Genomic DNA, 23,137 nt, shown 5'->3' with positions numbered 1-23,137 from the left:
GAGCGTCGCGGAACCACCGCAGTTCACTGGGCGTGGGTGTGGAAACCGCGGCCGGTCTTCTTGCCGAGTGCACCCTCCTCGACCAGACGCAGGAGTATCGATGGAGGCGCGTACTGCGGTTCGCCGAACTCCCGGTGCAGTGCCTCCGCCACCGCCTTGACGACATCGAGCCCGATCAGGTCGGCGAGCCGGAGCGGGCCCACGGGATGGGCGCACCCCAGGGTCATCCCCTGGTCGACCACATCGGCCGTCACCCGGCCTGACTCGATCATGCGCATGGCACCGAGGAGATAGGGCACCAGGAGTCCGTTGACGACGAAACCCGCGCGGTCGGGAGCGTCGATGGGGGTCTTGCCGAGGGTGTCGACCAGAAGGTCGTGGGTCCGGGCACGGGTCCACTCGCTGGTGTGGAGGGCGCTGACCAACTCGACGAGCGGCATGACGGGCACCGGACTGAAGAAGTGGACACCGATGAACCGGTCCGGGTGGCGGGTCGCCCGGGCAAGACGGCCGATCGGAAGGGAGGAGGTGTTGGTGGCGAGGATGGCGTCGTCCTCCTTGAGGACCTCGCCGATCCGGGAGAGCAGTGTCACCTTGCGGTTCTCGTCCTCGGGGATCGCCTCGATCACGAACTCTCGATCGGCGAGCCGTTCGATGTCCGCGGTGACCTCGATGAGGTCGAGTGCGGCGTCCCGGTCCACCTCGCCGAGCCTGCCCTTGCGGACATCCTGCTCCAGGGTACGGCGGATGCGATCGAAGCCGATCGGTACCCCGACGGGGCTGGACACCACCACCCGTACATCAAGGCCGGCCCGGGCGGCGATGTGGGCGATGCCCGCGCCCATCACACCGCAACCAACCACGCCCACGCGGGCTATCGGTGCTCGATTCATGAAGGCTCCTGCCAACGCATCAGTGTCGCTCCGACCGACATGCCACCGCCGAACCCGGCCAGGAGGGTCAGGTCCCCGCCGTGGATCCGACCGGATCGGCAGGCGTCGTCCAAGGCCACCGGCACGGACGCGCTACCGATGTTTCCGTACCGTTCGAGAGTGCGATGGGTGTGGGCGCGGGTCATTGCACACCGCTCGACCAGGCGGCGCAGCAGGACCCCGTTGGGCTGGTGCGGGACGAGGTGGTCGACGTCGTGCGCCTCGATCCCGGCACGCTGCAACAGTCGGTGCAGGATCGGCGGGACGTTGTCCATCACGAAGTCACGGACCCCACGGCCGTCCATGCGGAAGTAGTGGCGGCCCTCCGCGACGGACTGCGCGGTGGTGGGCATGCGGCTGCCTCCGGCCTCGACCCGAATGAGGTGGTGCGCCGCCCCGTCGCTGACCAGTTCGGTGCCGAGGAATCCGTAGCCGTCGGGAACGGGTCCGACGACGGCTGCGCCGGCGCCGTCGCCGAGGAGGACGGCGGTGCGGTGGTCGCCGTAGTCGAGGATGCGGGAGTAGACGTCGGCGCCGATGACCAGCGCATGGCCGCGAGGGTTTGCGGCGAGCAGTCGCCGGGCCACTTCCAGGCCGTACACGAATCCGCTGCACACCACGTTGATATCGAAGCAGGCAGCGGCGTGGGCTCCGATGGCCTCTTGGACCAGGTATGCCGTGGGGGGTTGGGGTGAGTCACCGGTGGAGGTCGAGACGATCACATGGTCGAGCTGGTCTGCCGTGATCCCTGCTGCCCGGAGGGCTCGGCTGGCGGCCGTCGCAGCGAGGTCGGAGGTGGCTTCGTCTGGCGCCGCGTACCGCCGAGTGAGGATCTCGGTGCGCTCCTCGATCCACTCCGCACTCACACCGCACCACTCGGCGACCTCCTTGTTGCTGATCTCCCGCTCGGGCAGATAGGAACCGGTGCCGATGATGCCCCACGCGCTCATCGTCCGGCCCCCGTTGCCGTCGGGGCGGTCGCGTACTGACGCCAGGCGGTCAGTCGGTCCTCGCCGATGCGTGCACGGGCCGCCGGGTCGGTGATGCCCAGACCGTCACACGGTGCCAGACATCGCACCGCGACCTTGCCGATGTGTTGGTTCTCCTGCACCAGTCGAGCGGCGTCCGCGACGCTCTCCAGCGGGAACACCCGGGAGACGACGGGTACGAGTCTCCCCTGTTCAAAGAGGCGCAGGCAGGCGGACTGTTCCTGGAGATTCGCGATGTGACTGCCGATGACCCGCTTCAGATGCATCCATAGATAGCGGTTGTCGTAGGTGTGTTGGTAGCCGGTGCTGGAACCGCAGGTGACCACCGTGCCGCCGCGTCGGACGACGTGCACCGAGGTGCCGAAGGTGGCCCGGCCGACGTAGTCGAAGGCGATGCTGGGGTCCTCGCCGATCTCGGCCCGTATGCGCCGGCCCAGACGCCGTCCCAGTTCCGCGGCGTCGGCACTCGGATCCGCTGTGTCGCCCATGCCGATCTCCCGGCGGTCGATCACCACATCGCACCCCTGCTGGCGCAGGACTTCGGCCTTGGCCGCGGAGCTCACCACACCGACGGCGATGCCGCCCCCGTTGCGGACCATCTGCAACGCGTACGCCCCCAGACCACCGGTGGCACCCCAGATCAGTACGACGTCACCCTGCTTCATCCGGGCACCGTGGTCGCTGACCAGCATGCGGTAGGCCGTCCCCGCACACAGCGTGATCGTTGCCGCCTCCTCCCAGGTCAGATGCGGTGGTTTGGCGACCAGTTGGCTGGCCCGGACCACGGTGTAGTGGGCGAGACCGCCGAAGTTGGTCTCATAGCCCCAGGCCCGCAGGTGCTCGCCCATCACACCGTCGTCATGGGAACCCGGGTCCTGGTCGTCGACGTAGGCGGGGCTCACCACCACATGGTCACCGGGCCGCCAGTGCCGGACCCCGGCCCCGGCCCGCACCACGACACCCGCGGCGTCCGAACCGATCACCTGGTACGGCAGGTCGTGGCGGGTGGTGTACCCGCCCTGCCGGGCGAAGCGGCGCAGTGTGGTGAACGTCGAGATCGGCTCGAACATGGCCGACCACACCGTGTTGTAGTTGATCGAGCTGGCCATGACCGCGACGACGACCTCGTCCGGTGCCAACTCGGGCATGGGCACCGGTCCCACCCGGATGGTCCTTCGCACGTCCTTGTCGACCGCGTCGGCCAACGACTCGGCATCATCGGCCCGCAGATGACCGGCGAGGAACTCGTCGGGCAGGGGCAGACTTTCCAGTTCCTCGGGAGGCGCGCCGTTGAGCGCCGCCTTGCTGAGCAGGTCCATGGTGTTCCTCGCGATCGACGTCGAGATCCTGCCGGCTGGCGCCGACGGGCGATGCTGGAGCGGCATGCCCGCCGCACCCGACCGACGGCTGCGGCCGTCCGCACGGCGGCGGCGCGGCGGACGCCCGCCGTACTCGCCTTCGGCCGGCGACGGCCCCGTCAGCCGGTCGGGGGATCCACTCGGATGGCCGAGACCGGGCAGTAGTCGGCTGCCTCTTCGGCAGCTTCCCGCAGGTGGGCGGGCGGGCGGGGGTTCTTGAGCACCACCTTGCCGTCGTCGCCCTGGTCGAAGAGGTCGGGTGCGACCAAGGAGCAGGCCCCCGATCGACAGCAGGCCGCGTGGTCCACCCGGAGCAGCAGCGGTTCCGAATCGGCCGGAGCGCTCATGCCGGTGTCCCCGTACGCGGCTCGCCCCAGGTGACCGGCAGGTCGATGGTGCCGAAGACCAGGGTCTCGTAGCGGAAGGGCACATCGGAATCGGGCACGGCGAGCCGTAGATCGGGCAGGCGGGTCAGAAGCCGCTCGAAGGCGATCTGTAGCTCGATGCGGGCGAGGCTGTGTCCGACGCACAGGTGCGGGCCGTGGCCGAAGCTCAGATGGGGGCGGCTGCGGCGGCGCACATCGAGGACGTGCGGGTCCTCGTAGACGTCCTCGTCCCGGTTGCCCAACAGCGGTGAGACGACGATGCCTTCGCCCGCGGCCACCAGCTGGTCGCCGACCCTGACGTCCTCGGTGGCGATGCGTGTGATGCCGAACTGGAAGATGCTGAGATAGCGGAGGAGTTCCTCGACGGCGCCGCGCAGGAGCTGCGGTTCGTTGCGCACGGCCGCGAACTGTTCGGGATGCATCAGCAGTGCCGCGGTCCCGGTGGTGATCATGCTGGCGGTGGTCTCGTGCCCCGCCGCGAGCAGCAGATAGCAGGTGAGGAGCAGTTCGGGCCGGTCCACCTTGCCGGGCACCAGATAGTCGGCGACGAGCCGGCTGATCATGTCGTCGCCGGGCTCCTTCTGCTTGCGGGAGAACAGCTCGTCGAGGTAGCCGCTGAGTGCGACCTTGCTGCTCGCGATCCGTTCCGGAGCGCCGGCCCGGTGCGGATCGAACAGGGCCTCCAGATGGGTGGTGAAGAAGTCCGCGTCCTCGTAGGGCACACCGAGCAGTCGGCAGATCGAACTGGACGACACCGGAATGCCGTACGCCTCGTGCAGATTGGTCGGCGGCCCCTGGCGCACCATGTCGTCCAGGAGTTGGTCACACGCCTGCTCGATCTCCGGGCGCATGGCCGCGACCCGTTTGACGGAGAACTCTCCGGCGAGCATGGTCCGGTAGAAGGCGTGTTGGTCACCGTCCATCCTCATGAAGGAGCCCTTGAGCACGGGGCGCATCTTCTGCCGGTACAGCGTCGGGAAGCCCTCCCTGCCCATGTCCGAACTCATCCGCGGATCGTCGAGCAGGGCCCGCGCCGCGTCATAGCTCGTCACCAACCAGGCCGGGCCGGTGGGAAGTTGCACCTGCACCAACGGCGCTTGCCGCTGGAGGGCCAACAGGCCGGCCGGTGGTTCATAGGGACACGTGCGGTCGGTTATCGGGTACGTGGGCAGCTGGTCAACCACTGCGATCCTCATTTCCTGCTCGGACGGCAAGATCCGGAACCCCCGCGGGCACGGACCGAGGTTGGCACAGTGCTTCGCCGCGAGACGCTCAATCGTGAGCGGGCGTCGTGGATCGGCGCGCCTATCGTCGCCATGGACTCCCCTGTGGCGCCAACGACCCTGGAGGTCGCGGTGACGATGTACGACCACGTCGGTGGCGAGGGCCCGTTACGGCGCCTGGCCGAAGCATTCCACCGAACCGCGGTGGCCGACCCGTTGCTCGGGCGCATGTTCCGCTACACCGGTGACGCCCATGTGCACCATCTGACCGCCTACCTCGTCGAGGTCTTCGGGCACGGAAGCGCCTTCACCGATGAGATCGGTGGGTTCGAGCACGTCAAGAGAATGCACGCCGACCTACGGATCACCGACGAGCAGCAGGACCGGTTCGTGGAGCTGTTGTTGGCGGCGGCCGACGAAGCGGAACTGCCCGACGACGAGGCGTTCCGCAGCCGGTTCGAGCAGGAGGTTCGCCGGGCGGCTGCGATCACCACGCGGGCGTCCCGACTGAGCAAGGCAGAGCTGGAAACCCGGCACGGTCGGCTCGGAAGGTGGACCTGGTGACCCGGACGTATCCGACCCCGGTCGACGATGTGGTGGCCGCGATTCGTGAGGCGTGTGACGGGCGACAGCCGGGGGTGGACGATCCGGTGCTGCCGTCCGGTGCCGACTCGATGACGGCCGTACGCCTCGCGCTGGCCCTGGAGGACCGGCTCGGAGTGCCGGTTCCCCTGAGCTGGTTGCGTGCCGGACACAACGCGACCGCGCTGGCCGGCCTGGCCGCCGAGGCACGGGGTGCGACCTCGTCCGGACGGCGGCTGACGGCGCCTTCGGGTGCTACGGGCCACGACGAGCCCTTCGCCCCGACCGCATTGCAGCAGGCGTATCTGGTGGGGAGGGAAGACGACCTGGTTCCGGACGCCGTCGGCTGCCACCACTACCGGGAGTTCGGTGTGTCCGGGCTGGACGTCGATCGGTTGCAACGGGCCTGGGCCGCGGTGCAGGCCCGGCATCCGATGCTGCGCTGCGGGCTCACCACGGGCGGAGAGCTTCAGATCCGCGCCGAGCAGGGCCGTCCGCCGACCGTCCATTCCGCAGGTCAGGACCCGGGCGAGGTTCGCGCCCGACTTTCGCAACGTCGGTATTCCGCCGCTGACTGGCCCCTGCACGAGATGGAGGTCACCCCGCTCCCGCGGGACGAGTGGGTGGTGCACCTCGCCGTCGACGGGTTGATCTGCGACGGCCGGAGCCTACGGATCGTGCTGCGGGACCTGTGGCGCGTGTACGAGGGAACAGCCCTAGCACCGGACCCGGAAGCGGTGTCTTTCCGTGACTTCGCACGCGCGGTGGCCGAGGCGACCACGGGCGACCGCTATGCCGAGGACCTGCGCTACTGGGAGAGCCGGCTGACCGATCTACCGGCGGGACCTGGCACTGTGCACTCCCCCGCCCGGGAGGACTCGGACGTCGGCGGTGGACCGGAGCGAAGGCCGCTGACCGGCTCGCTCGGCCCGTCCGAGTGGGCGCGTCTGCGTGAGGTGGCGGTGGAGCGCGGAGTGACCGCGACCGCGCTGTTGCTGGGTGCGTTCTGCGACACCCTGGCCACAGCGGGGGCGGCCCTGCCGTTCAGCCTCGTCCTCACCACCAGCGATCGGGCCCGGATGCGCGGGACCGACGACACCGTGGGCACCTTCACCTCCACGATGGTGCTGCCGGTGTTCGACACCGACGTCCATGTCATGAACCGGCATCTCGCGGAGGACCTGGAGCACGGGACGGTACCCGGTGTCGCCGCGCTTCGGCGCCGCCGAGGGCGGGTACTGGAGCTGCCGGTGGTGTTCACCAGCATGCTCGACGAGCAGGAGCCCGCCGAGGGCTTCGCCGCGGCCGAGTGTCATGCGGTCGGTCGTACCGCCGGGGTCTCGCTCGACCACCAGGTGTGGGAGGCGGACGGGGCACTGCGTATTCGTTGGGATGTGGTGGAGCGTGCCTTCGCCGCACCGGGAGCGCGGGCCCTGTTCGATGCGTACCTCGGTCGGCTGCGGGCGCTGGCCGGAAGTGCCGAGCCGGCGGTGCATCCGCTCAACGACCTCCAACAGGCGTACGTCGTCGCGCGGGAGTTGGGTGCGGCCGATGCGGGCGGCTGTCGGCTCCAGCTCAGCTACGGGATCGATGATCTGGACCATGCCCGGTTGACCCGGGCTCTGGAGCGCCTGGTGTCCCGGCATCCGGTGTTGTCGGCCGAGATCGACGCGGAGCACGGCCTGCGACTGCCCCGGAGAGCTGCGGCACCACCCGTACCCGAGGTGCCCTTGACACCGCAGGTCGGCCGGGACCTCTTACGCCAACCGTTCCCTTTGGGGAAGGGGCACCTGGATGTTCGGGTGGGCCGCGCTGAACGCGGCGTGGACGTCGTGTTCCTGACCGTCGATCTCGCCCTGGTCGATGCGCGCAGCATCCACTTGGCCGGGCGGGAGTTGATGGCGCTGTACGCGGCCGACAACGACGGTATCGGCGGAGTGTTCCGCGCCGATCCGCGGGAGGTGCTCCCGGCGCAACTGGACCAGTCGGCAGCGCGCGAGCACTGGCGGCAACGGGTGACCGTGCTGCCGACGGGTCCTCGGCTGCCGGCGGTGCCCGACGACGGTACGCGCAGACGGCTCTGCGGCAGTGTCTCGCGGTGGCCCGAGGTGGTGGCCGCCGCCGCGGAGCGCGGTTGCTCTCCCGACGGTCTGCTGTTGGCCGCGTTCGCGCGGGCGATCTCCCCTGGACTCGGTGATGTGTTCGCCCTTCCGGTGGTGCGCTGGTCGGCGGGCAGCGACGCGGACCGACCCGCCGAGGTGACCGCGCTGAGTTGGGTGACGGTCACGGCAGATGGATCTCCCCTGCTCGATCTGGCCCGCCGCTATGACGCGGTACTGGGTGCGGACCGGGAAGCAGACGTGGCGAGTGGTCTGGCCGAGCTCCGTCGTTCGCGCCGCGCTGACTCCGCCATGCCCGTGGTCTACACGAGCATCTTCGACCTGACGGGGCATCCGTTGCCCGACGGCGTCACCGCCGGCGACTGGGCGACGACCACACCGGGGGTGGCACTGGACTGTGTGGCTACCCTGGACGGCGATGTGTTGGAGTTTGCCTGGGACGCGTTGGAGGAACAGCTACCGGGAGGTTGGTTCGACGGGGCGTTCCTGCGCTTCGCCGCCGAAGTGGCCGGTCTTTCGGAGCTCGCCAAGGATCCGCCGGACGACCCCCGGTTGCCGCCGGCGCGGTGGAACGACACCTCTCGACCGTTCCCGGCAGATCTGCCGGTCCAGTGCCTGATCGAGGACCAGGCACGGATCAGACCGGCCCAGGTGGCGGTGCGTTGGGCCGGGGGCGCCCTGACCTACGCGGAGCTGGAGCTGCGGGCCAACCGGCTGGCCTGGACCCTGCGCGAGGCGGGTGTGGGCCGGGGTGACGTGATCGGTGTGTCCGTGCGCCGGGGCCCGGACATGGTAGTGGCGGTCCTCGGCATCCTCAAGGCCGGCGGTGCCTATCTGCCGGTGCTGCCGTCCCTGCCGCGCGACCGTGCGGCGGTGATGCTCGGGGATGCGGCGGCCCGCCTGCTGCTGTGGGACAAGGCGTGTGCCTGGGCGACGGAGCTGCCGGGCGTACGGCCCATCGATCTGGACGAGGTGCTCGCCCGTCCGCACGAGCGGGAGTCCACCGCACCGGAACCGGTCAACGACGTCGACGACCTGGCGTACGTGATCTTCACATCGGGCAGTACCGGTCGCCCCAAGGGCGTCGCGGTCACCCATCGTCCGATGCTGAACCTGTTCGAGTGGTGTCAGCGCACCTTCGGCTTCGGCCCCGGGGACCTCGGGCTGAGCGTCACCTCACTCGGCTTCGACCTCTCCGTCTTCGACATCTTCGGACTGCTCAGCATGGGGGCGGGGCTGTACGTCGCCGACGAGGAGCAGCAGCGCGATCCACAACTGTTGCTCCGGGTGCTGTTGACCGAACCGGTGACCTTCTGGAACTCCGCGCCGACTACTCTCGCGCATCTGGCGCCGGAGTTCGCCGCCGTCTCCGATCGACGCACCGAAGACACGCTGCGGCTGGTGTTCCTCAGTGGGGACTACACCCCGTTGTGGTTGCCGGACCAACTGCGGACGGCGTTCCCCGGTGCGACGCTGGTCAGCCTGGGCGGGGCGACCGAGGCGACCGTGTGGTCGAACTACTTCGTGGTGGACCGGGTGGACCCGCAGTGGCGCAGCATCCCGTACGGGCGGCCCATCGACAACTCCCGCTACCACGTGCTGGACGACTCGCGCAGACCGGTGCCGATCGGGGTCGAGGGGGATCTGTACATCGCCGGGGCGTGCCTGGCCAGCGGTTACTACCGACAACCTGCGCTGACCGAGGAACGTTTCGTCACCGGCGACTTCCCGGGGGTGCCCGAGACGCGGATGTACGCCACCGGTGACCGGGCCCGGTACGGCCCCGACGGTGTGTTGCACTTCCTGGGACGCTGCGACGGGCAGGTCAAGGTGCGTGGATTCCGGGTGGAACTGCCGGAGATCGAACACCGGCTGCGGACACACCCCGGTGTCGAGGACGCGGTGGTCCTGCTGCGGAAGAGCAGGTCGGGCGAGGAGCGCCTGGTGGCGTACGTACTGCCGGACGGGCCGCCGCCGTGCGCGGAGGAGGTGCGGGCCCACGCCGCTGCTGCACTGCCCGACTATATGGTGCCGGGTGTGGTGGCCTTCGTCTCCGCATGGCCGGCCACGAACAACGGCAAGCTGGACAGGGACGCGCTGCCCTGGCCGATCGCCCCGACGACGGCGCCGACCGACGACACCGCCGATGCCACGAAGCTGATCGCGGCGATGTTCGGCGAGCTGCTCGATCTGCCGCCCGTGGACCCTGCCGCAGACCTGTGGGACCTGGGCGCGACCTCGTTCACGATGGTCAGGGCGAGCCGTATGCTGCGCGAGCGGTACGGCCGTGAGGTTCCGGTGGCCGTCCTGCTGGCCGAACCGACGGTCGCGGCCATCGCCCGGCATATGTCCGGCACTCCGCAGGCGCCTGCCGTCGCCCCCCATACATCCGACAGCTCGCCCACTCTCGACCCACCGCCCACCTTCGTCGCCCCACCCACGCCCAACGCCTCACCCACCTTCGACTCCCCGCCCAACGCCTCACCCACCTTCGACTCCCCGGGCCGCGGAGCCGAACCCGCGCAGGTGGACTTCTTCGCGGAGGACGAGCGGCGCCGTTTCAAGGAAGGCGACTTCGGCCAGCGGCCGAGGTCCGGGCGGACACAGCCGCTGGCGTTGACGGGCGATCGGCCGACGGAGGCACAACGACGCTGGCGCTCCAGCCGCCGCCCGGTCGTCGAACGGGCACTGGAGGGCGCCCGGCTCGGGCAGTTACTGAAGGTGTTGGCCAGGACGAGCGAGGACTCGGGCGCCGGCTCGCTCTATCCGTCCGCCGGTGACACCTGCTCCGTGCAGGTGTACGTACTGGTCCGCAAGGGCGCGGTGGACGGGCTGGAGGGCGGCGCCTACTACTACCGGCCGCGCGAACACGCCCTGGAACCCCTTGACACCGGCGTCGAGGTGCCGGTGAACGCGCATGTCTTCTACAACCGTCCCTTCGCGGCCCGGGCTGCCGCCGAGATCTATCTGATCGGCGAGTTGCAGGGCATCGAGCCCCTGTACGGTGCCCAGGCGCCGCGGTACCTCGCGCTGGAAGCCGGACACATGGCCCAGTTGTTGATGCAACAGCAGGTGCCGTCCGGGGTCGCGCTGTGTCCGGTGGGTGATCTGCGTCAGGGTGATCTCACCGAGGCGTTGGGGCTCGGGAGCTCCCACTCCTTCCAGTTGGGCTTCCTGTGCGCTCCCCTGGACGCAACGGGTGAGAACGACCCCGTTGAGCCGCTGTGGACCACGGCGAGCGCCCCGCCCCGGCAGAGCTCCACCGATATCGCGGTCGTCGGCATGGCGGGGCGGTTCCCCGGCGCCGGAAGCCCAAATGCACTGTGGCGGCTGCTCCACGAGGGGCGCTCCGCGATCGGTCCGATGACGCCCGAGCGGGTCGCGGCGCTCGGCTGGAGCGGACCCCCACCGGTCGGCGGATTCCTGGACGCACTGGGCGCGGTGGACCTGCGGCCCCTGCGCATCTCCCCGGCCGAGGCCGATGTGCTCGACCCCCAGTTGCGGATGCTACTGCCCACCGTCTGGGAGTGTCTGGAGCGTGCCGGCCACACACCGCGGTCCCTGGCCGATGGCGGCGCCCGGGTCGGTGTGTTCGTGGCGTCCATGTGGGACGACCACCTCACCACGGCGGGCGACGGCTGGGAGCGCGACGGTACGGTGGAGGTCGTCGCCACCCGGGCGACCGTGCCCAACCGGCTCTCGCACACCTTCGGTTGGCAGGGTCCGAGCATGGCGGTCGACACCTCGTGCTCGTCGTCGTTGACCGCGCTGCATCTGGCGATCAACGCACTGCGCGCCGGTGACTGCGACAGTGCCGTCGTCGCGGGCGTCAATCTGGTGACCCACCGACGCCATGTGGGACTGCTGTCCGCCCTGGGCTTGCTCGCCGATCGGGAGGCCGTGCGTCCCGGCGCCGCCTATGACGGAGCGGCACCAGGTTGGTACGTCGGCGAGGCGGTGGGGGCGCTGCTCCTGCGGCGCGCGGACACCGCGGCCCGGGACGTCGACCAGGTGCTCGGTGTGCTGGAGGAGTCGTGGTGCGGTCACGCGGGCGGCGTCGGCAGGTTCGGAGCACCGGGCCCGGCGCCGCTCATGGACTCGCTGGCCCGGTTGCTGCGGAGCGCCGACCTGGAACCGACGGCCGTGTCCTATGTGGAGAGTGCAGCGGCCGGCGCCAGTCTGGCCGATGCCGCCGAGGTCGCCGCCTTCCACGAACTGTTCGGCGACGGCTCGCGTCCGGTGCCGATGGGCACGGTCAAGCCGAACATCGGCCATGCCGAAGCGGCGGCGGGCATCGCACAGCTGATGAAGGTGATGTTGCAGCTGCGGCACGGGCGCATCGCCCCGACCCTGGTCTCCGAGCAGCCCAATCCGCTGGTCGAATGGGACGGTCGAGCGGTGTACGCGCCACGGCGGGCCATGGAGTGGGCTGCGGGCCGCGGGGTGCGTCGGGCGATCGTCAACGCCGTCGGCTCCGGTGGCTCCTACGCGCACGTCGTGGTGCGCGAGGCGGGAGGATCCCGATGAACACGCGCTGGACCGTCGGAACGCGTGAGCCGAACGCTTCCGTACGCATGATCTGCTTCGCCCACGCCGGCGGCGGCAGTGCCCTGTTCCTTCCCTGGCGCAGGATGTTGGCACCGCACATCGACGTCTGTCCGATCGTGCTGCCGGGGCGGGAGCGACGTATCCATGAACCACCGCACACCCGTATGGACGACCTGGTCGAGGAGCTCGTACCCGCCCTGGAGCCGCTGTTGGACCTGCCGTACGTGTTGTTCGGGCACAGCATGGGCGCGATGGTGGCGTACGAGGTCGCCAGGCGGTTGCGGCCGGCGCCGGCGATGGTGTACGTCTCCGGCCGACGGATCCCGGGAGTGACAGGAGTGCGCCATCTACTCGACGACGAAGAGTTCCTGGAGGTGTTGAAGGGACTCGGCGGCACCCCTTCGACGGTGCTCGACTCACAGGACCTGGCCAGGCTGTTCCTGCCCTGCCTCAGGGCTGACTACCGCTTGGTGGAGACCTACCGGCCGGCGGTCACACCGCCGCTGTCCTGCCCGCTGGTCGCCCTCACCGGCGATGCGGACCCCGAGGTCACCCCGGCGCAGATGGCGCGCTGGGGCGACCTGACCACCGACGGTTTTGGGCTGCACGTCTTTCCCGGGGACCACTTCTACCTCAAGGGCCTGCCGGAGGTGCTGCGGCGAACGCTGCTGGACACGCTGGGCTCGTTCACGAGCAGGCCCGCCATACGAGGGCGGAGTTGAATCCGCCGAAGCCGAACGCGTTGGATACCGCCCAGCGCAACGGCGTGTCGACGGCGGTGGCTCCCACCAGCCGGGGCGCGTTGTCGATGGGGTTGCGCAGCCATGGGTTGGGGTGCACGAAGCTGTCGCGCAACTGGACGGCTACGGCCGCAGCCGTCAGTGTGCCGGCTGCCGTGAGCGCATGTCCGGCCAGCCCCTTGGGTGCGTTGACCCACGGCGAGGCCGCGCCGAACACTCGCGTGATCGCCTCGGCCTCGACCTGGTCCCCGAGCGGCGAGCCCGTGCCATGGGCGCTGATCAGGTCCACATCGCCAGGAGACACACCGGCGTCGGCCAGTGCCCTGGTCATGACCTCGGCTTCCCCGTCAACCGTCGGGTCAGGCTGACTGTTCGCATCCAGTCCGGCTGCGTGACCGGCGAGTTCGACGAGGGGTCGCACTCCTCGGCGTAGGGCCGACGCAGCCGATTCCAGCACCATGGCGACGGCCGCGGGCCCATGGACGAACCCGCGGTGGGAGCCGTCGAAGGGGCCACCGGGGCCGCCGTCTGCGGTGGGCACCATGGCACCCAGATTGAGGAAGCTGCGCAGTTCGGCGGGTGACGGTTCGGCCAGTGCGCCGACGACCAGACAGATGTCCGCGACGCCCCAGACCACCAGCCGGGCGCCCTGGATCAGTGCCAGGTGACCGCTGGCAGACGCACCGCCGACGGTCATCCCCTCCCCGCGGATGCCGAATGTCTCGCTGAGCGCCCCCACCTGGTCGGTGTCCTGGAACTGCAGCGCCAGCCGGGGCGGCACCAGCATCGGATCGCGTTGGAAGCGATCTGCGGCGGCGGCGCTCTGGGTACCGTTGAGGTTGTGCCCGCCGACGACCACACTGAGCCGCCGCGGATCGAGGCCCCCGTGGTGCAGCCGGGCTTCGCGCCATGCCTGGCCAGCGACGGCCAAGGATGCGCGCACCGGCCGCGACGCACGGCGGATCGCCGCGGACGGCAGGTCCAGCGCCGCTGCCCCGTCGGCGACCACGGCATCCGACAGGGCAGCGCGGTAGGGCACGAAGTCCCCGGGCCCGGTGCGGGCGATCGCGGTACGCCCCGCCCGTAGCGCCTCGGTGAACCGGGCCACATCGGGGCCGAGCGGCGATACGACACCGAGCCCGGTGACGACCACTCGGGCGCCGGACGCCATCACCGGTACCGCTCGAAGAGGTCGACCAGGTCCGCCACCGGCATGGCCTGACGGAACTCGGTGATGGGAACGAGTACATCGAGGTCGTCCATCACATTGGTCACGACCTCGCTGCGGTCCACACTGTTGAGGCCGAGTTCGGCGAGGGTGATCCCGGGCACGAAGTCCCCCGGCTTGAGGTCCGGCAGGATCGCGGTCGCATGGTGGCGGATGGCAGCCAGTACGGCCCCGTCGAGGTGAGTCATGGTGTCCTCTCGGTCTTGGATCCGCTCATGCTCAGATCCACTCATAGCGGCGGTGGTAGTTCTCGATGCCTTGGAGCGCGAGCATCGGCGCGACCTCGGTGTGAGGGGTGTTGGGCCGCCATTCGCCGTGGGTCTCGACCTTCAGGTGCTGCCGGGGCACGAGACACGCCTGCCCCAGGGGAAGAAGGTCCCGGTACTCCGCGAAGGTGAGACGGCGACGGGCGGCCAGTCGCGCACCGATCCCTCGGGCCGACACCGCACGCCGGGCGTCCTCGCCCACCGTGCCGCTGAGGAACTCGGAGGAGCAGCCCGACCCGTAGGAGAACAGCCCGACACGAGCCCCGTCCGCCGCTACCGGGAGCCGGTCGACGAGGCTGCTCAACGCCAGGTAGAGCGAGCCGGAGAAGAGGTTGCCGACCTGTGCCGGGTAGTGGAGGCTCGGCTCCACGCGCTGGGTGAAGTCAGCCGCGACGGCCGCCGGGTCCAACCCGGTGAACTCGCGCATGGCCCGCCGATGAGCTGCCCGCACCATGCCCGCGAACGGTGTGTGGAAGGCCAGGTAGTCGAACGTCCCGTCGAAAGACACATCGGCGACCCGCCGACAGTAGTCGGCGAAACTGCGGACCGTGCACTCCAGATAGGCGACGAGCGACAGGTCCGCGTCGGCGAGTTCGATCTCCGGGCCCGGCCGGGCCGTGTCCATCGTCTCGAAGCTGTGCAGCCCGAACGCGCCGAGGTCCAACTCCAGCACCCGGGGGTGCTCGCTGAGGAGCAGGGCGACAGCGCCGCTGCCGGTCGCCAGTTCGGCGTACTCGGCGCGCTCGTCCGCCAACCCCACATCGGTGGCGATCAACAACACTCGGGCATCGGGGGACGCTCCGGACGCCAGGTAGCCGGCGGCCAGTTGTAGGGCGCCCGTCGCCGCGTAGCAGGCTTGTTTGACTTCCAGCAGTCGGCACTCGGGGCCGAGGCCGAGATAGCGGTGGACATAGGAGGAGATCGACTTGCTGTAGTCGACGCCGGACTCGGTCGCCACAAGGACGAGTTCGATGCGCGCACGTACCTCGGGATCAAGATCGTCGATCAGGCCCTTGGCCGCGTTCACCGCATGTGTGACGGGGTCTTCGAAGGGCAGGGCGACGGAACGTCCCTCCAACATCAGATTGGTGACCCTGGCCGGATCCAGATTGCGGCCGTCGGCGAGGTCGGCGGCGCTGATCCAGGCACTGCCGGCGTAGACGTCGAGCGCCTCGACGCCCACCGTCACCCGTGGTGACTCGGTCATGTTCTCTCCTCGGTGGGCCGGGGGGCCGTGGTCGTCGCGATGACCTCGCGCAGCAGCCGGTTGATCTCGTCGGCGTGGGTCACGCAGGGGAAGTGGCCGGCGTCGGGCAGTTCCGTGTAGCGGGCCCCCGGAATCGCTCCGGCGAGGCGCCGTGCCGTTTCCAACGGCACCACGGTGTCCAACCGGCCCTGGATCACCATGGCCGGCAACCGCAGCTCCGGCAGGCGGCGCAGCAGATCAGGTTCACCGACGAACAGGTCCAGATAGGACAGCCCAACGTAGGCGTCCATGCTTTCGCAGCACAGGAGGTCGGCCGCGAGCTCCGGTAGCCGAGCGTCGTCACCGGTTGCCGCCGCCACCGCGGCCAGGTCCTCCGCCACGACGACCTCCAGCCGGTTCACCTCCCCGACGCGGTTGGCGTAGCGGTAGGAGCCGCCGATGGTGGTCAGTGACGCCACGCGCTCCGGGTGGCGCAGGGCGAAGGTCTGGGCCACCAGTGAGCCCCAGGACGCCCCGACCAGATGGAGGGGCCCGTCGATGGCGAGTTCGGCCAGAGCGGCGGTGTGGAGGTCGACGATGTGATCCAGGGACATGGTCCCCCGGGTACGGGTGGCGCCCACCCCCGGGTGGTGGAGAACCACGAGGCGGTGGTCTGTTCCGAGCCCGGCGAACTGGCCGGCGAAGATGCCGGCGCCGATGTTGAAGGGATGCATGAGGAGCAGGGTCGGGCCGGTGTCGCCGTGGACGAACGCCTCGACCGTCGCGGTCTCCGACTCGACCAGTTGGCGCCGGACGGCCGGGGCGTGCCGGGTGAGGACGGCGAGGTTGTCACCCGTCCGCGCATACCCTTCGGCCACCGCCTTCCGTACATCGTCAGGAATCCGGTCCACCGGTTCAAAGCGGGTCCTGGCGAGGGCCATCGGTGAGTCGGCCTGTTGCATCGGCATCAGGTCGACCACGTCGGCGCGGTCGCCGAAGCGGTCGGCCAATCGGTCGGCGAGGGCTTCGGCGGCGGTGTCGGAAAGGCCGATGGGCAGGGCGAGCCGGATCAGACCGGCAGGGTCGTCGCCGAGGTGTGGACCACCACGGACACCGGTGCCGCGGTAGAGCCAGGCGAGCAGCGCTGGCCCGGGTTGCGTCAGCCTGCCGAACGCGGCGTCGCGCCGTGGGTCGAGCAACAGGCAGTGGGTGCCGGGTGCGCCGTGCAGGGGTGCTCCGGCCTTCGCGAGCCGTTGGTGCACCATTCGCATCTGCTGGGCCCGGCGATGGATCAGCTCGCCGACGACCGTCGTGTCTCCGAGTGCGGTGGTGAGGATCGACTGTTGTTGGAGCCCGAGTTGTCTGCCGTACGCGTCCTCGTCATCGGCCAGGCGTTCGGCCAGGTCGGTGCGGCGGGTCGCGACCATTCCCCCCGTGGCGACGGCGAAGTTCTTCGACAGGCTCACGGTCACCGCGTCGGCGCACTCCAGCAGGGAACGGACGGTCCGCCAGACATCGGCGCCGGGTTCGGTGATCGCCCATGCGTTGTCCACCACACGGGTCGCGTCCAGTACGAGCGGCACCCCATGGGTGTGCAGCAGGGCGGCCGTCTCACGGAGGGCAGTCAGGGAGATGGGAAGGCCGCCGGCGGCGTTGGTGCTCAGTTCCAGACAGACGAACGACACATCGGGGCCGTGTTCGTCGAGCAGTTCGGGGAGAGCGGCGAGCCGGGCGTCACCGCTGTGCGCCGCCCCCTCGGCGCGAGGGAGGCGGATCGCCCGCAGCCCGGCTTCGGCCAGCGCGAACTGCCAGGTCGGGAAGAGGTCGTTGTGGAGGACCACACCGCGGCGACCGGGCCATGACCGGCAGAGTCGGATCTCAGCCGAACGCCCGGACGTCGTCCAGGACACCTGTCGTTGTGGCAGCCATACGGGCAGTTCCTGTGGGGCGTTGCCCGTCTCCGCGACCCGGGCGGCCAGCGCGGCCATCCGATCGGTGACGAAGGGGTCGAGCCGTTCGAACCACGAGTCGGTGAGGAGGTCGGTCTCCACGTCCAGGTGATCAAGCAGGATCGGATTGTGTCCGGCGCGGATCAGCAGGGTGTCGCGCCCCGGGGCGTTGGGGTGGGACGGCGCATCGGTCTCACTGCTGGATTCCGCGGCGTTGGCGATCATCATGATGAGGTCGACGGCATCGGTCCGGCCGGTGACGGGCTGGCAGACGTAGAGCGGTACCTCGATCGGCCGGAACTTCTTCTTGAACCGGTAGTTGCCCTCGTCGAAGATGCCGACGGACCGCAGTTCGGCCAGTGCCTGCCGTACGTCGTCGGCCGGGTTGGGCGTGTCGACCACCTCGACACCGAAGCTCCCGCCGAAGCTGAGCACTTCGACACCCTCAGCGGCCAGCCTGCCGATGATCTCGACCAGTGAGTATTCAAGTCCGCCCAGGGGCATGTCCCGCCGATAGAACTCCACGTCCAGGAGATAGCCGTTCTCGGCCGGCAGCGCGGTCAGCACGATCGCGCTCAGCAGCCGGTCGTCCCGATGGGTCAGGAACACCCGGTGCCGGTCGGTCAGCCTGCCGCCCCGGATCTGTTCGCGTACCTCGGCGACGTACGCGTTCACCATCTGTTTGCCGTCGGACCACTGGTCGACCAGATCGGCGATCGCCTCGTCGGTCGCCGGACGGGAGCCGCTGGTGTACTCCTCGACCCGGTTGTTGCCGTCACGGCCGAACTTGCGCACCAGATAGCGCAGCTTGCTCCGCTGACCGCCGGCGAGCGAGAAGGACCCGATGTCGTCGAGCCTCTGTACGACGCCGAACGCCGTCGCCAGCATCGGGGTGCCGGCCAGTTCGGTGAGCGGCTCGGTGGACAGCAGATTGAGCCGCAGTCCCTTGCGGGTGCAGTGGTCCAGTAGCTCACCGGCCGCGGCGGCGAAGCGCTCCGGCGCTCCCGTGTACCTCCACACCAGTACGGAGTCCCCGCGGCGACCGATCGCCAAGTAGCCGTCACGGGTGGACGGGAAGAACAGCAGGGGGGCGATGCTCAGCCCGGCAAGACCGGACTCCAGGCCGTAGCGGCGTTCGACGTCCTGTTCCAGTCGGAGCAGCTCCGGGTACTGGGGCAGATCGACGCGTGATACGAGGACGGCGCCGGGTCCTGACGGATGGGCCTCGACAGTGTCAGTCGGTGCAGCCGGCTGCGCGGCGGTTCTCGGCGCCACCACGGGCGGGTGCGCTTCGTCGGCGAGGCGGGCGACGGCGGGGGCGCCGAAGCGCTCCACCAGATGTGCGGTGAGGGCGGGGCAATCGGGGTGGTCGAACAGCAGGGTCTTGGGCAGTGTGCCGAGCGTGGTTTCCAAGGAACGCACCGCTCGCAGCATGTCCAGCGAGCTGAGACCGCCCTCGGTGAAGCGGCCGTCGGGACCGAGTTCGGCTTGGGCGGCTCGCTCGACGGCCGCGCGCACAACAGCGGCCAAGTCGACGTCCTTCTCCCCTTCCCTTGCCTCTGCCTCCTCCTGCTCCTGCTCCTGCTCCTGCTCCTGCTCCTGCTCCTGCTCCTGCTCCTGCTCCTGCTCCTGCTCCTGCTCCTGCAACGGTCCGTTCGTGGTGGTGGAGACGGCCGCGGTGTCCATATATCCGGCCAGTTCGGCGAGCGTGTCGTGCTCATAGAGTTCGCTCGCCGGCACGGTGAGGCCGTACGAGGTGTGCAGCCAGCGGACCAGTTCGACCCGCATGATCGAATCAAGACCGAGCCCGGTGAGGGAGTCCCGGTCACCGATCACTTCTGCGGGCAGACCGAGCGCGATCCCCACCCGTTCACGGAGCACCGCCGCGCTGACCGCACCCGCCGTCGATCCGACCTCGGGCGTGCCTGGCTCGGCGTTCTCCGCCGCAGGCGTAGGCGACTTCCTGCTCGGGCCCATCGGCAGCACCACGGTCGAGGTTTCCGCCATGCGCAGGGGGATGGGTTCCGCAATAGCCTTGCGGCGTACGGGGGTCAGCCGGACCGGACCACGGGCCGTTGCTCTCAGTGGTGCGGTCTGCACGGGCCCGGGTTGCGGCACCGTGGATTCGGGCGCGGCATCGTCACTGCGGTTCGCGTCACTGCGGTTCGTGAGGCGTGGGAACCAGTGGGCCGTTCCGGTGAACTCCGGCGCGGGCAGCGACACCCGCCCGGGGACCGTTGGCCAGTGGGCAGCCCAGTCGACGGCATGACCGAGGCACCAGGCGGCGGCGATCTCCTGCGGGGTGCCCTGTGGCCTTGGGGCGAGTCCCTCCGTGGCGATGCCGCGCGGCTCCTCACCACCCGTACCGCGCAGCAGGGCGATGAGCCGAGAGCGATCGGTGACCACCAAGGCCAAGCGGTGTGACAACGCCTCCCTGCCCGACTGGAGGGTGTAGGCGACGCGTTCGACATCCAGTCCGGGGTCACGTTCGAGGGCCTGTGCGAGTCGTTCGCGGTAGTCGGCTAGCCCTTGCTCGTCCCGTGCCGACAGCGGCACCACCAGTGTCGCGCCGGGGGCCACCGGCGGGGCCGGAGCCGTGCCCGCACTCTGCAACACCACATGGGCATTGGTCCCGCCGAAGCCGAACGAGCTGACGCCCGCGCGTCGCACCGGCTGCCCTGACTCGTCCTGGACTGGCTGCCACTCACGTGCCCGGTCGGCAAGGAACAGCGGGGTGCCGGCCAGTCGCAGATACCGGTTGGGCTCTCGTAGATGCGGATTGGGCGGGATCAGGCCGTGCCGCATCGCCAGCACGGTGGCCAGTAGGCCGGCGATGCCGGCCGCAGCCTCCAGATGACCGATGTTGGCCTTCACCGAACCGACGGCGACATGCGGCTCGTCTGCGGCGGGAAGGCCCCGGTCCTCGTACAACCGCGCGTACGCCTGCTTGAGCCCTTCGATCTCGACTGGGTCGCCCAGTGCGGTGCCGGTGCCGTGGGCCTGGACGAACCCGATGGTCCGTGGATCCACACCCGCCTTCCGAACTGCATCGACGATCACCTGCGCCTGGGCCTGTGGATTGGGTGCGGTGAGCGACGGCGACCGGCCGCAGTGGTTGACCGCCGTGCCGAGCACCACCGCGTGGACGTGGTCGCCGTCGGCCAACGCACGGTGCAGCGGTTTCAACACCACCACTCCGGTGCCCTCTCCGCGGACATAGCCGTCCGCGGAGTCATCGAAGCTGGCACATCGGCCCCGGGGGCTGAGCATGCCGGCCCGGTCGAAGGTGGCGAACAGGGCCGGGCTCAGGGTCAGATTGACTCCGCCGGCGATGGCCAGGTCACAGTCACCGTGTTGGAGCGCGCGAACGGCGTGGTGCACGGCCACCAGCGAACTGGAGCAGGCGGTGTCCACCGCCTCGCTGGGTCCGTGCAGGTCAAGCAGGTGCGAGACCCGGTTGGCCAGGACCGCATGGGCGACCCCGGTAGCCATATGTGCCTCGGGGGCCCCGGCGTGCGCCGTCATCAGCTCGTTGTAGTCACCCGTGGCCACACCGACGAACACACCGGTCGCGGAGCCCGCGAGCTCGCCCGGGCGGCGGCCCGCGTCGTACAGGGCCTGCCAGGTCACCTCCAGCAGGTGGCGTTGTTGCGGGTCCATGAAGCCGGCCTCGCGCGGGGAGATGCCGAAGGCAGCAGCGTCGAAGTCGGCGACCCGCTCCACGAATCCGGCGCGCACCTGATGCATCTGGGGGTCGGCGAGCAGATCGATCCGGTCCGAGGGGACCGGCCCCACCTGATCGGCGCCGGTCGAGACGATCCGCCAGAGCGCGGCCAGGTCGTCGGCGCCGGGGAACCTGCCGGCCATGCCGACGATGGCCACGGGCATTGTCACCCCGGTACCGGGAGCGAGTGCCGCGTGATCCGGTTCCGGTGCCGGCCCGGCAACGACGCTCTCCCGAGCCGGCACCGAAGCTTCGGCCTCCCGGCCGGGGGTCCCCACCGGCACCGCAATGTCGGCTACAACGGCTGGCGCGGGGTGATGTGCCGGGTTCCCATCAGAAGGCGCCGCTTCGAGGGTGATACTCCGTCCGACCTGCGGATGGTCACGCAGCAAGCGGTCCGCGAGCGCCCGGAGGGTGGGCGTCTCGAACAGCACGGTGGGCAGCAGGTCCAGTCCGTAGCGGGTGTTGACCTGCGTGATGAGCTCGGTCAGTGAGATCGAGTCGAAGCCCAACTCCATCAGATCCGTTTCGGTGTCCACATCGTCGTCGGCCACCATGAGGAACCCGGCCGCGATGGTACGAAGCCCCTGCTCGACGGTGCCGGGGTGAACAGTCAGTGGTTGCTCGGCCCTGACGGTTCCCATGCTCTGCCGCGACGCGGTGTCATAGGCGATCAGCGCGGGGCGAGTCTCCGTACCTGCCATGACCGCATCGAAGGCGCGCAGTGCGTACGGGGTGGGGAGCGGCACCATCCCTCCGTACTGCGCCATCAGCGTACGGCTGGCCTGCTGTACCGGCATTCCGCCGTCCTCCCACAGCGGCCAGCCGATCGAGATCGTGCGCCCGGGGCGCAGCCCTGCCGTGTGCAGGGTTGCCCGTTCCTCGGCGAAGGCGTCGAGGAAGGCATTGGCGAAGGCGTAGTCGGCTTGGCCCAGGTTGCCCGTCGTGGCCGCCACGGACGAGAACAGCGTGAGGAATTCGAGCGGTTCGTCGCGCGTGGCCTCGTCCAGGTGGACGGCGCCCCACACCTTCGGTGCGAGCACCTCCGCGATCTCGTCGGGGCTCTTGTGCACCGCGCGTGAGTCACGGGTGACGCCGGCCGAGTGCACGATCCCGTGCAGTGCGCCGAATCGCCGCCGGACCGCTCGGAGGAGTTCGTCGACCTGCTGGCGATCGCTGACGTCGGCAGGGTGGTACATCACTTCGGCGCCGGTGGCGGCGAGTTCCCGTACGGCTGCCACAGTCGTGGCGTCGGGAGTCCTGCGCCCGGACAGGACGAGGTTGACCGGGCCGTGTTGGGCCAGGTGCGCGGCGATCGTCATTCCGATGCGGCCTGCGCCCCCGGTGATCAGATAGGTACGCCGGGCTCCGGCCACCGCAGCGGGCGCCGCGGACGGTTCGTACTCCTCGTACGTCAACTCCTGCCGTTCGTCGGCGGCTGTCAGCCGGACGTCCCCCTCGGTGGTGCCGAGCAGTTCGTCGACCAGGAGTCGAGCGAGGGGGACGGTGGGTGCGTCGAGGTGGAGATGCACACCGGAGAAGCCGGTGTGTTCCAGTGCGAGCGTACGCATCAGGGCACCGATGGCGACGTACGCGGGCTGTGGCCGCCCGGTCCGTTCGTCGTTGTGGTGGGCCACCAGCATCCGCAGGGAGCTGCCGGTGGCCAGGGTGCCGGTGGCCAGCCGTAGTGCGGTCGAGAACCCTTCCCGCAGTTGGGCTCCGAGTTCCGCTTCGGTCCCGGGGCAGATCTGGAGGACGGCGTCCATCGGTGCGCCGGTGGCGGTGGTGTCCCAGTCGATGCCGCGGCGGGCGAGTTCACCGGCCAACTCGGCACGCAGAGCGGGGTCCGAGCAGTGCACCAGGACGCGCTTCAGCTCACGCCGGGACGGTGGGAGGGCGGCAGGCT

General features: G+C 69.8%; 12 protein-coding genes (1 of these 12 cut by a window edge). 3 read left to right on the top strand and 9 right to left on the bottom strand.

Annotated elements, in window-relative coordinates; genetic code table 11:
• Positions 1-23: 23 nt before the first annotated feature.
• The 5 genes from OID54_RS35775 to OID54_RS35755 all read right to left on the bottom strand — a co-directional run bounded on the left by OID54_RS35775 (position 24) and on the right by OID54_RS35755 (position 4,849).
• Positions 24-893: a 3-hydroxybutyryl-CoA dehydrogenase gene (locus OID54_RS35775; protein ID WP_329026570.1), complete on the bottom strand. Its 870-nt coding sequence runs from the start codon at positions 891-893 to the stop codon at positions 24-26.
• Positions 890-1,882 (bottom strand): 3-oxoacyl-ACP synthase III family protein, encoded by a 993-nt coding sequence (locus OID54_RS35770; RefSeq protein WP_329026566.1) that lies wholly within the window; start codon positions 1,880-1,882, stop codon positions 890-892. The genes OID54_RS35775 and OID54_RS35770 overlap by 4 nt, the downstream gene beginning before the upstream one ends.
• On the bottom strand, positions 1,879-3,240 hold the full coding sequence (gene ccrA, locus OID54_RS35765; RefSeq protein WP_329026563.1) for a crotonyl-CoA carboxylase/reductase: 1,362 nt from the start codon (positions 3,238-3,240) through the stop codon (positions 1,879-1,881). The genes OID54_RS35770 and ccrA overlap by 4 nt, the downstream gene beginning before the upstream one ends.
• A gap of 158 nt (positions 3,241-3,398) precedes the next feature.
• Positions 3,399-3,626 (bottom strand): ferredoxin, encoded by a 228-nt coding sequence (locus tag OID54_RS35760; protein WP_329026560.1) that lies wholly within the window; start codon positions 3,624-3,626, stop codon positions 3,399-3,401.
• Positions 3,623-4,849: a cytochrome P450 gene (locus tag OID54_RS35755; protein ID WP_329026557.1), complete on the bottom strand. Its 1,227-nt coding sequence runs from the start codon at positions 4,847-4,849 to the stop codon at positions 3,623-3,625. The genes OID54_RS35760 and OID54_RS35755 overlap by 4 nt, the downstream gene beginning before the upstream one ends.
• A 144-nt stretch (positions 4,850-4,993) precedes the next feature.
• Here OID54_RS35755 and OID54_RS35750 point away from each other — a divergent pair, with 144 nt between their 5' ends.
• From OID54_RS35750 to OID54_RS35740, 3 genes are read left to right on the top strand one after another with little or no spacing between them, the layout of a single operon-like run.
• The gene (locus OID54_RS35750) at positions 4,994-5,452 is read left to right on the top strand and encodes a group II truncated hemoglobin (RefSeq protein WP_329026555.1); all 459 of its coding nucleotides are present in this window, start codon (positions 4,994-4,996) and stop codon (positions 5,450-5,452) included.
• The gene (locus OID54_RS35745) at positions 5,449-12,117 is read left to right on the top strand and encodes a non-ribosomal peptide synthetase (protein WP_329026553.1); all 6,669 of its coding nucleotides are present in this window, start codon (positions 5,449-5,451) and stop codon (positions 12,115-12,117) included. Before OID54_RS35750 ends, OID54_RS35745 begins: the two co-directional genes overlap by 4 nt.
• The gene (locus tag OID54_RS35740; RefSeq protein WP_329026550.1) at positions 12,114-12,860 is read left to right on the top strand and encodes a thioesterase II family protein; all 747 of its coding nucleotides are present in this window, start codon (positions 12,114-12,116) and stop codon (positions 12,858-12,860) included. Before OID54_RS35745 ends, OID54_RS35740 begins: the two co-directional genes overlap by 4 nt.
• Here the strand turns inward: OID54_RS35740 and OID54_RS35735 are convergent.
• The 4 genes in view from OID54_RS35735 to OID54_RS35720 are tightly spaced (each overlapping or abutting the next) and all read right to left on the bottom strand, a layout consistent with a single transcriptional unit that may run on beyond the window.
• Positions 12,826-14,049 carry a beta-ketoacyl synthase N-terminal-like domain-containing protein gene (locus OID54_RS35735; protein WP_329026547.1) on the bottom strand — a complete coding sequence of 408 codons (1,224 nt, stop codon included), beginning with the start codon at positions 14,047-14,049 and terminating at the stop codon, positions 12,826-12,828. The genes OID54_RS35740 and OID54_RS35735 overlap by 35 nt on opposite strands.
• A complete protein-coding gene (locus OID54_RS35730) occupies positions 14,049-14,339 on the bottom strand; it encodes a phosphopantetheine-binding protein (protein ID WP_329026546.1) in 291 nt (96 codons plus the stop codon). Before OID54_RS35730 ends, OID54_RS35735 begins: the two co-directional genes overlap by 1 nt.
• Complete coding sequence (locus OID54_RS35725) at positions 14,326-15,579, bottom strand: hydroxymethylglutaryl-CoA synthase family protein (protein WP_329026544.1); 1,254 nt, start codon at positions 15,577-15,579, stop codon at positions 14,326-14,328. The genes OID54_RS35730 and OID54_RS35725 overlap by 14 nt, the downstream gene beginning before the upstream one ends.
• Positions 15,576-23,137, bottom strand: the final stretch of a protein-coding gene (locus OID54_RS35720) for an SDR family NAD(P)-dependent oxidoreductase (protein ID WP_329026542.1). 14,245 nt of this gene lie beyond the right edge of the window; only the last 7,562 of its 21,807 coding nucleotides appear in the window; the start codon falls outside the window, past its right edge; the stop codon is at positions 15,576-15,578. Before OID54_RS35720 ends, OID54_RS35725 begins: the two co-directional genes overlap by 4 nt.

Source organism: Streptomyces sp. NBC_00690, from assembly GCF_036226685.1.
In the GTDB taxonomy this organism is placed as follows: domain Bacteria; phylum Actinomycetota; class Actinomycetes; order Streptomycetales; family Streptomycetaceae; genus Streptomyces.
This window is presented reverse-complemented; position numbering and strand designations above follow the sequence as displayed.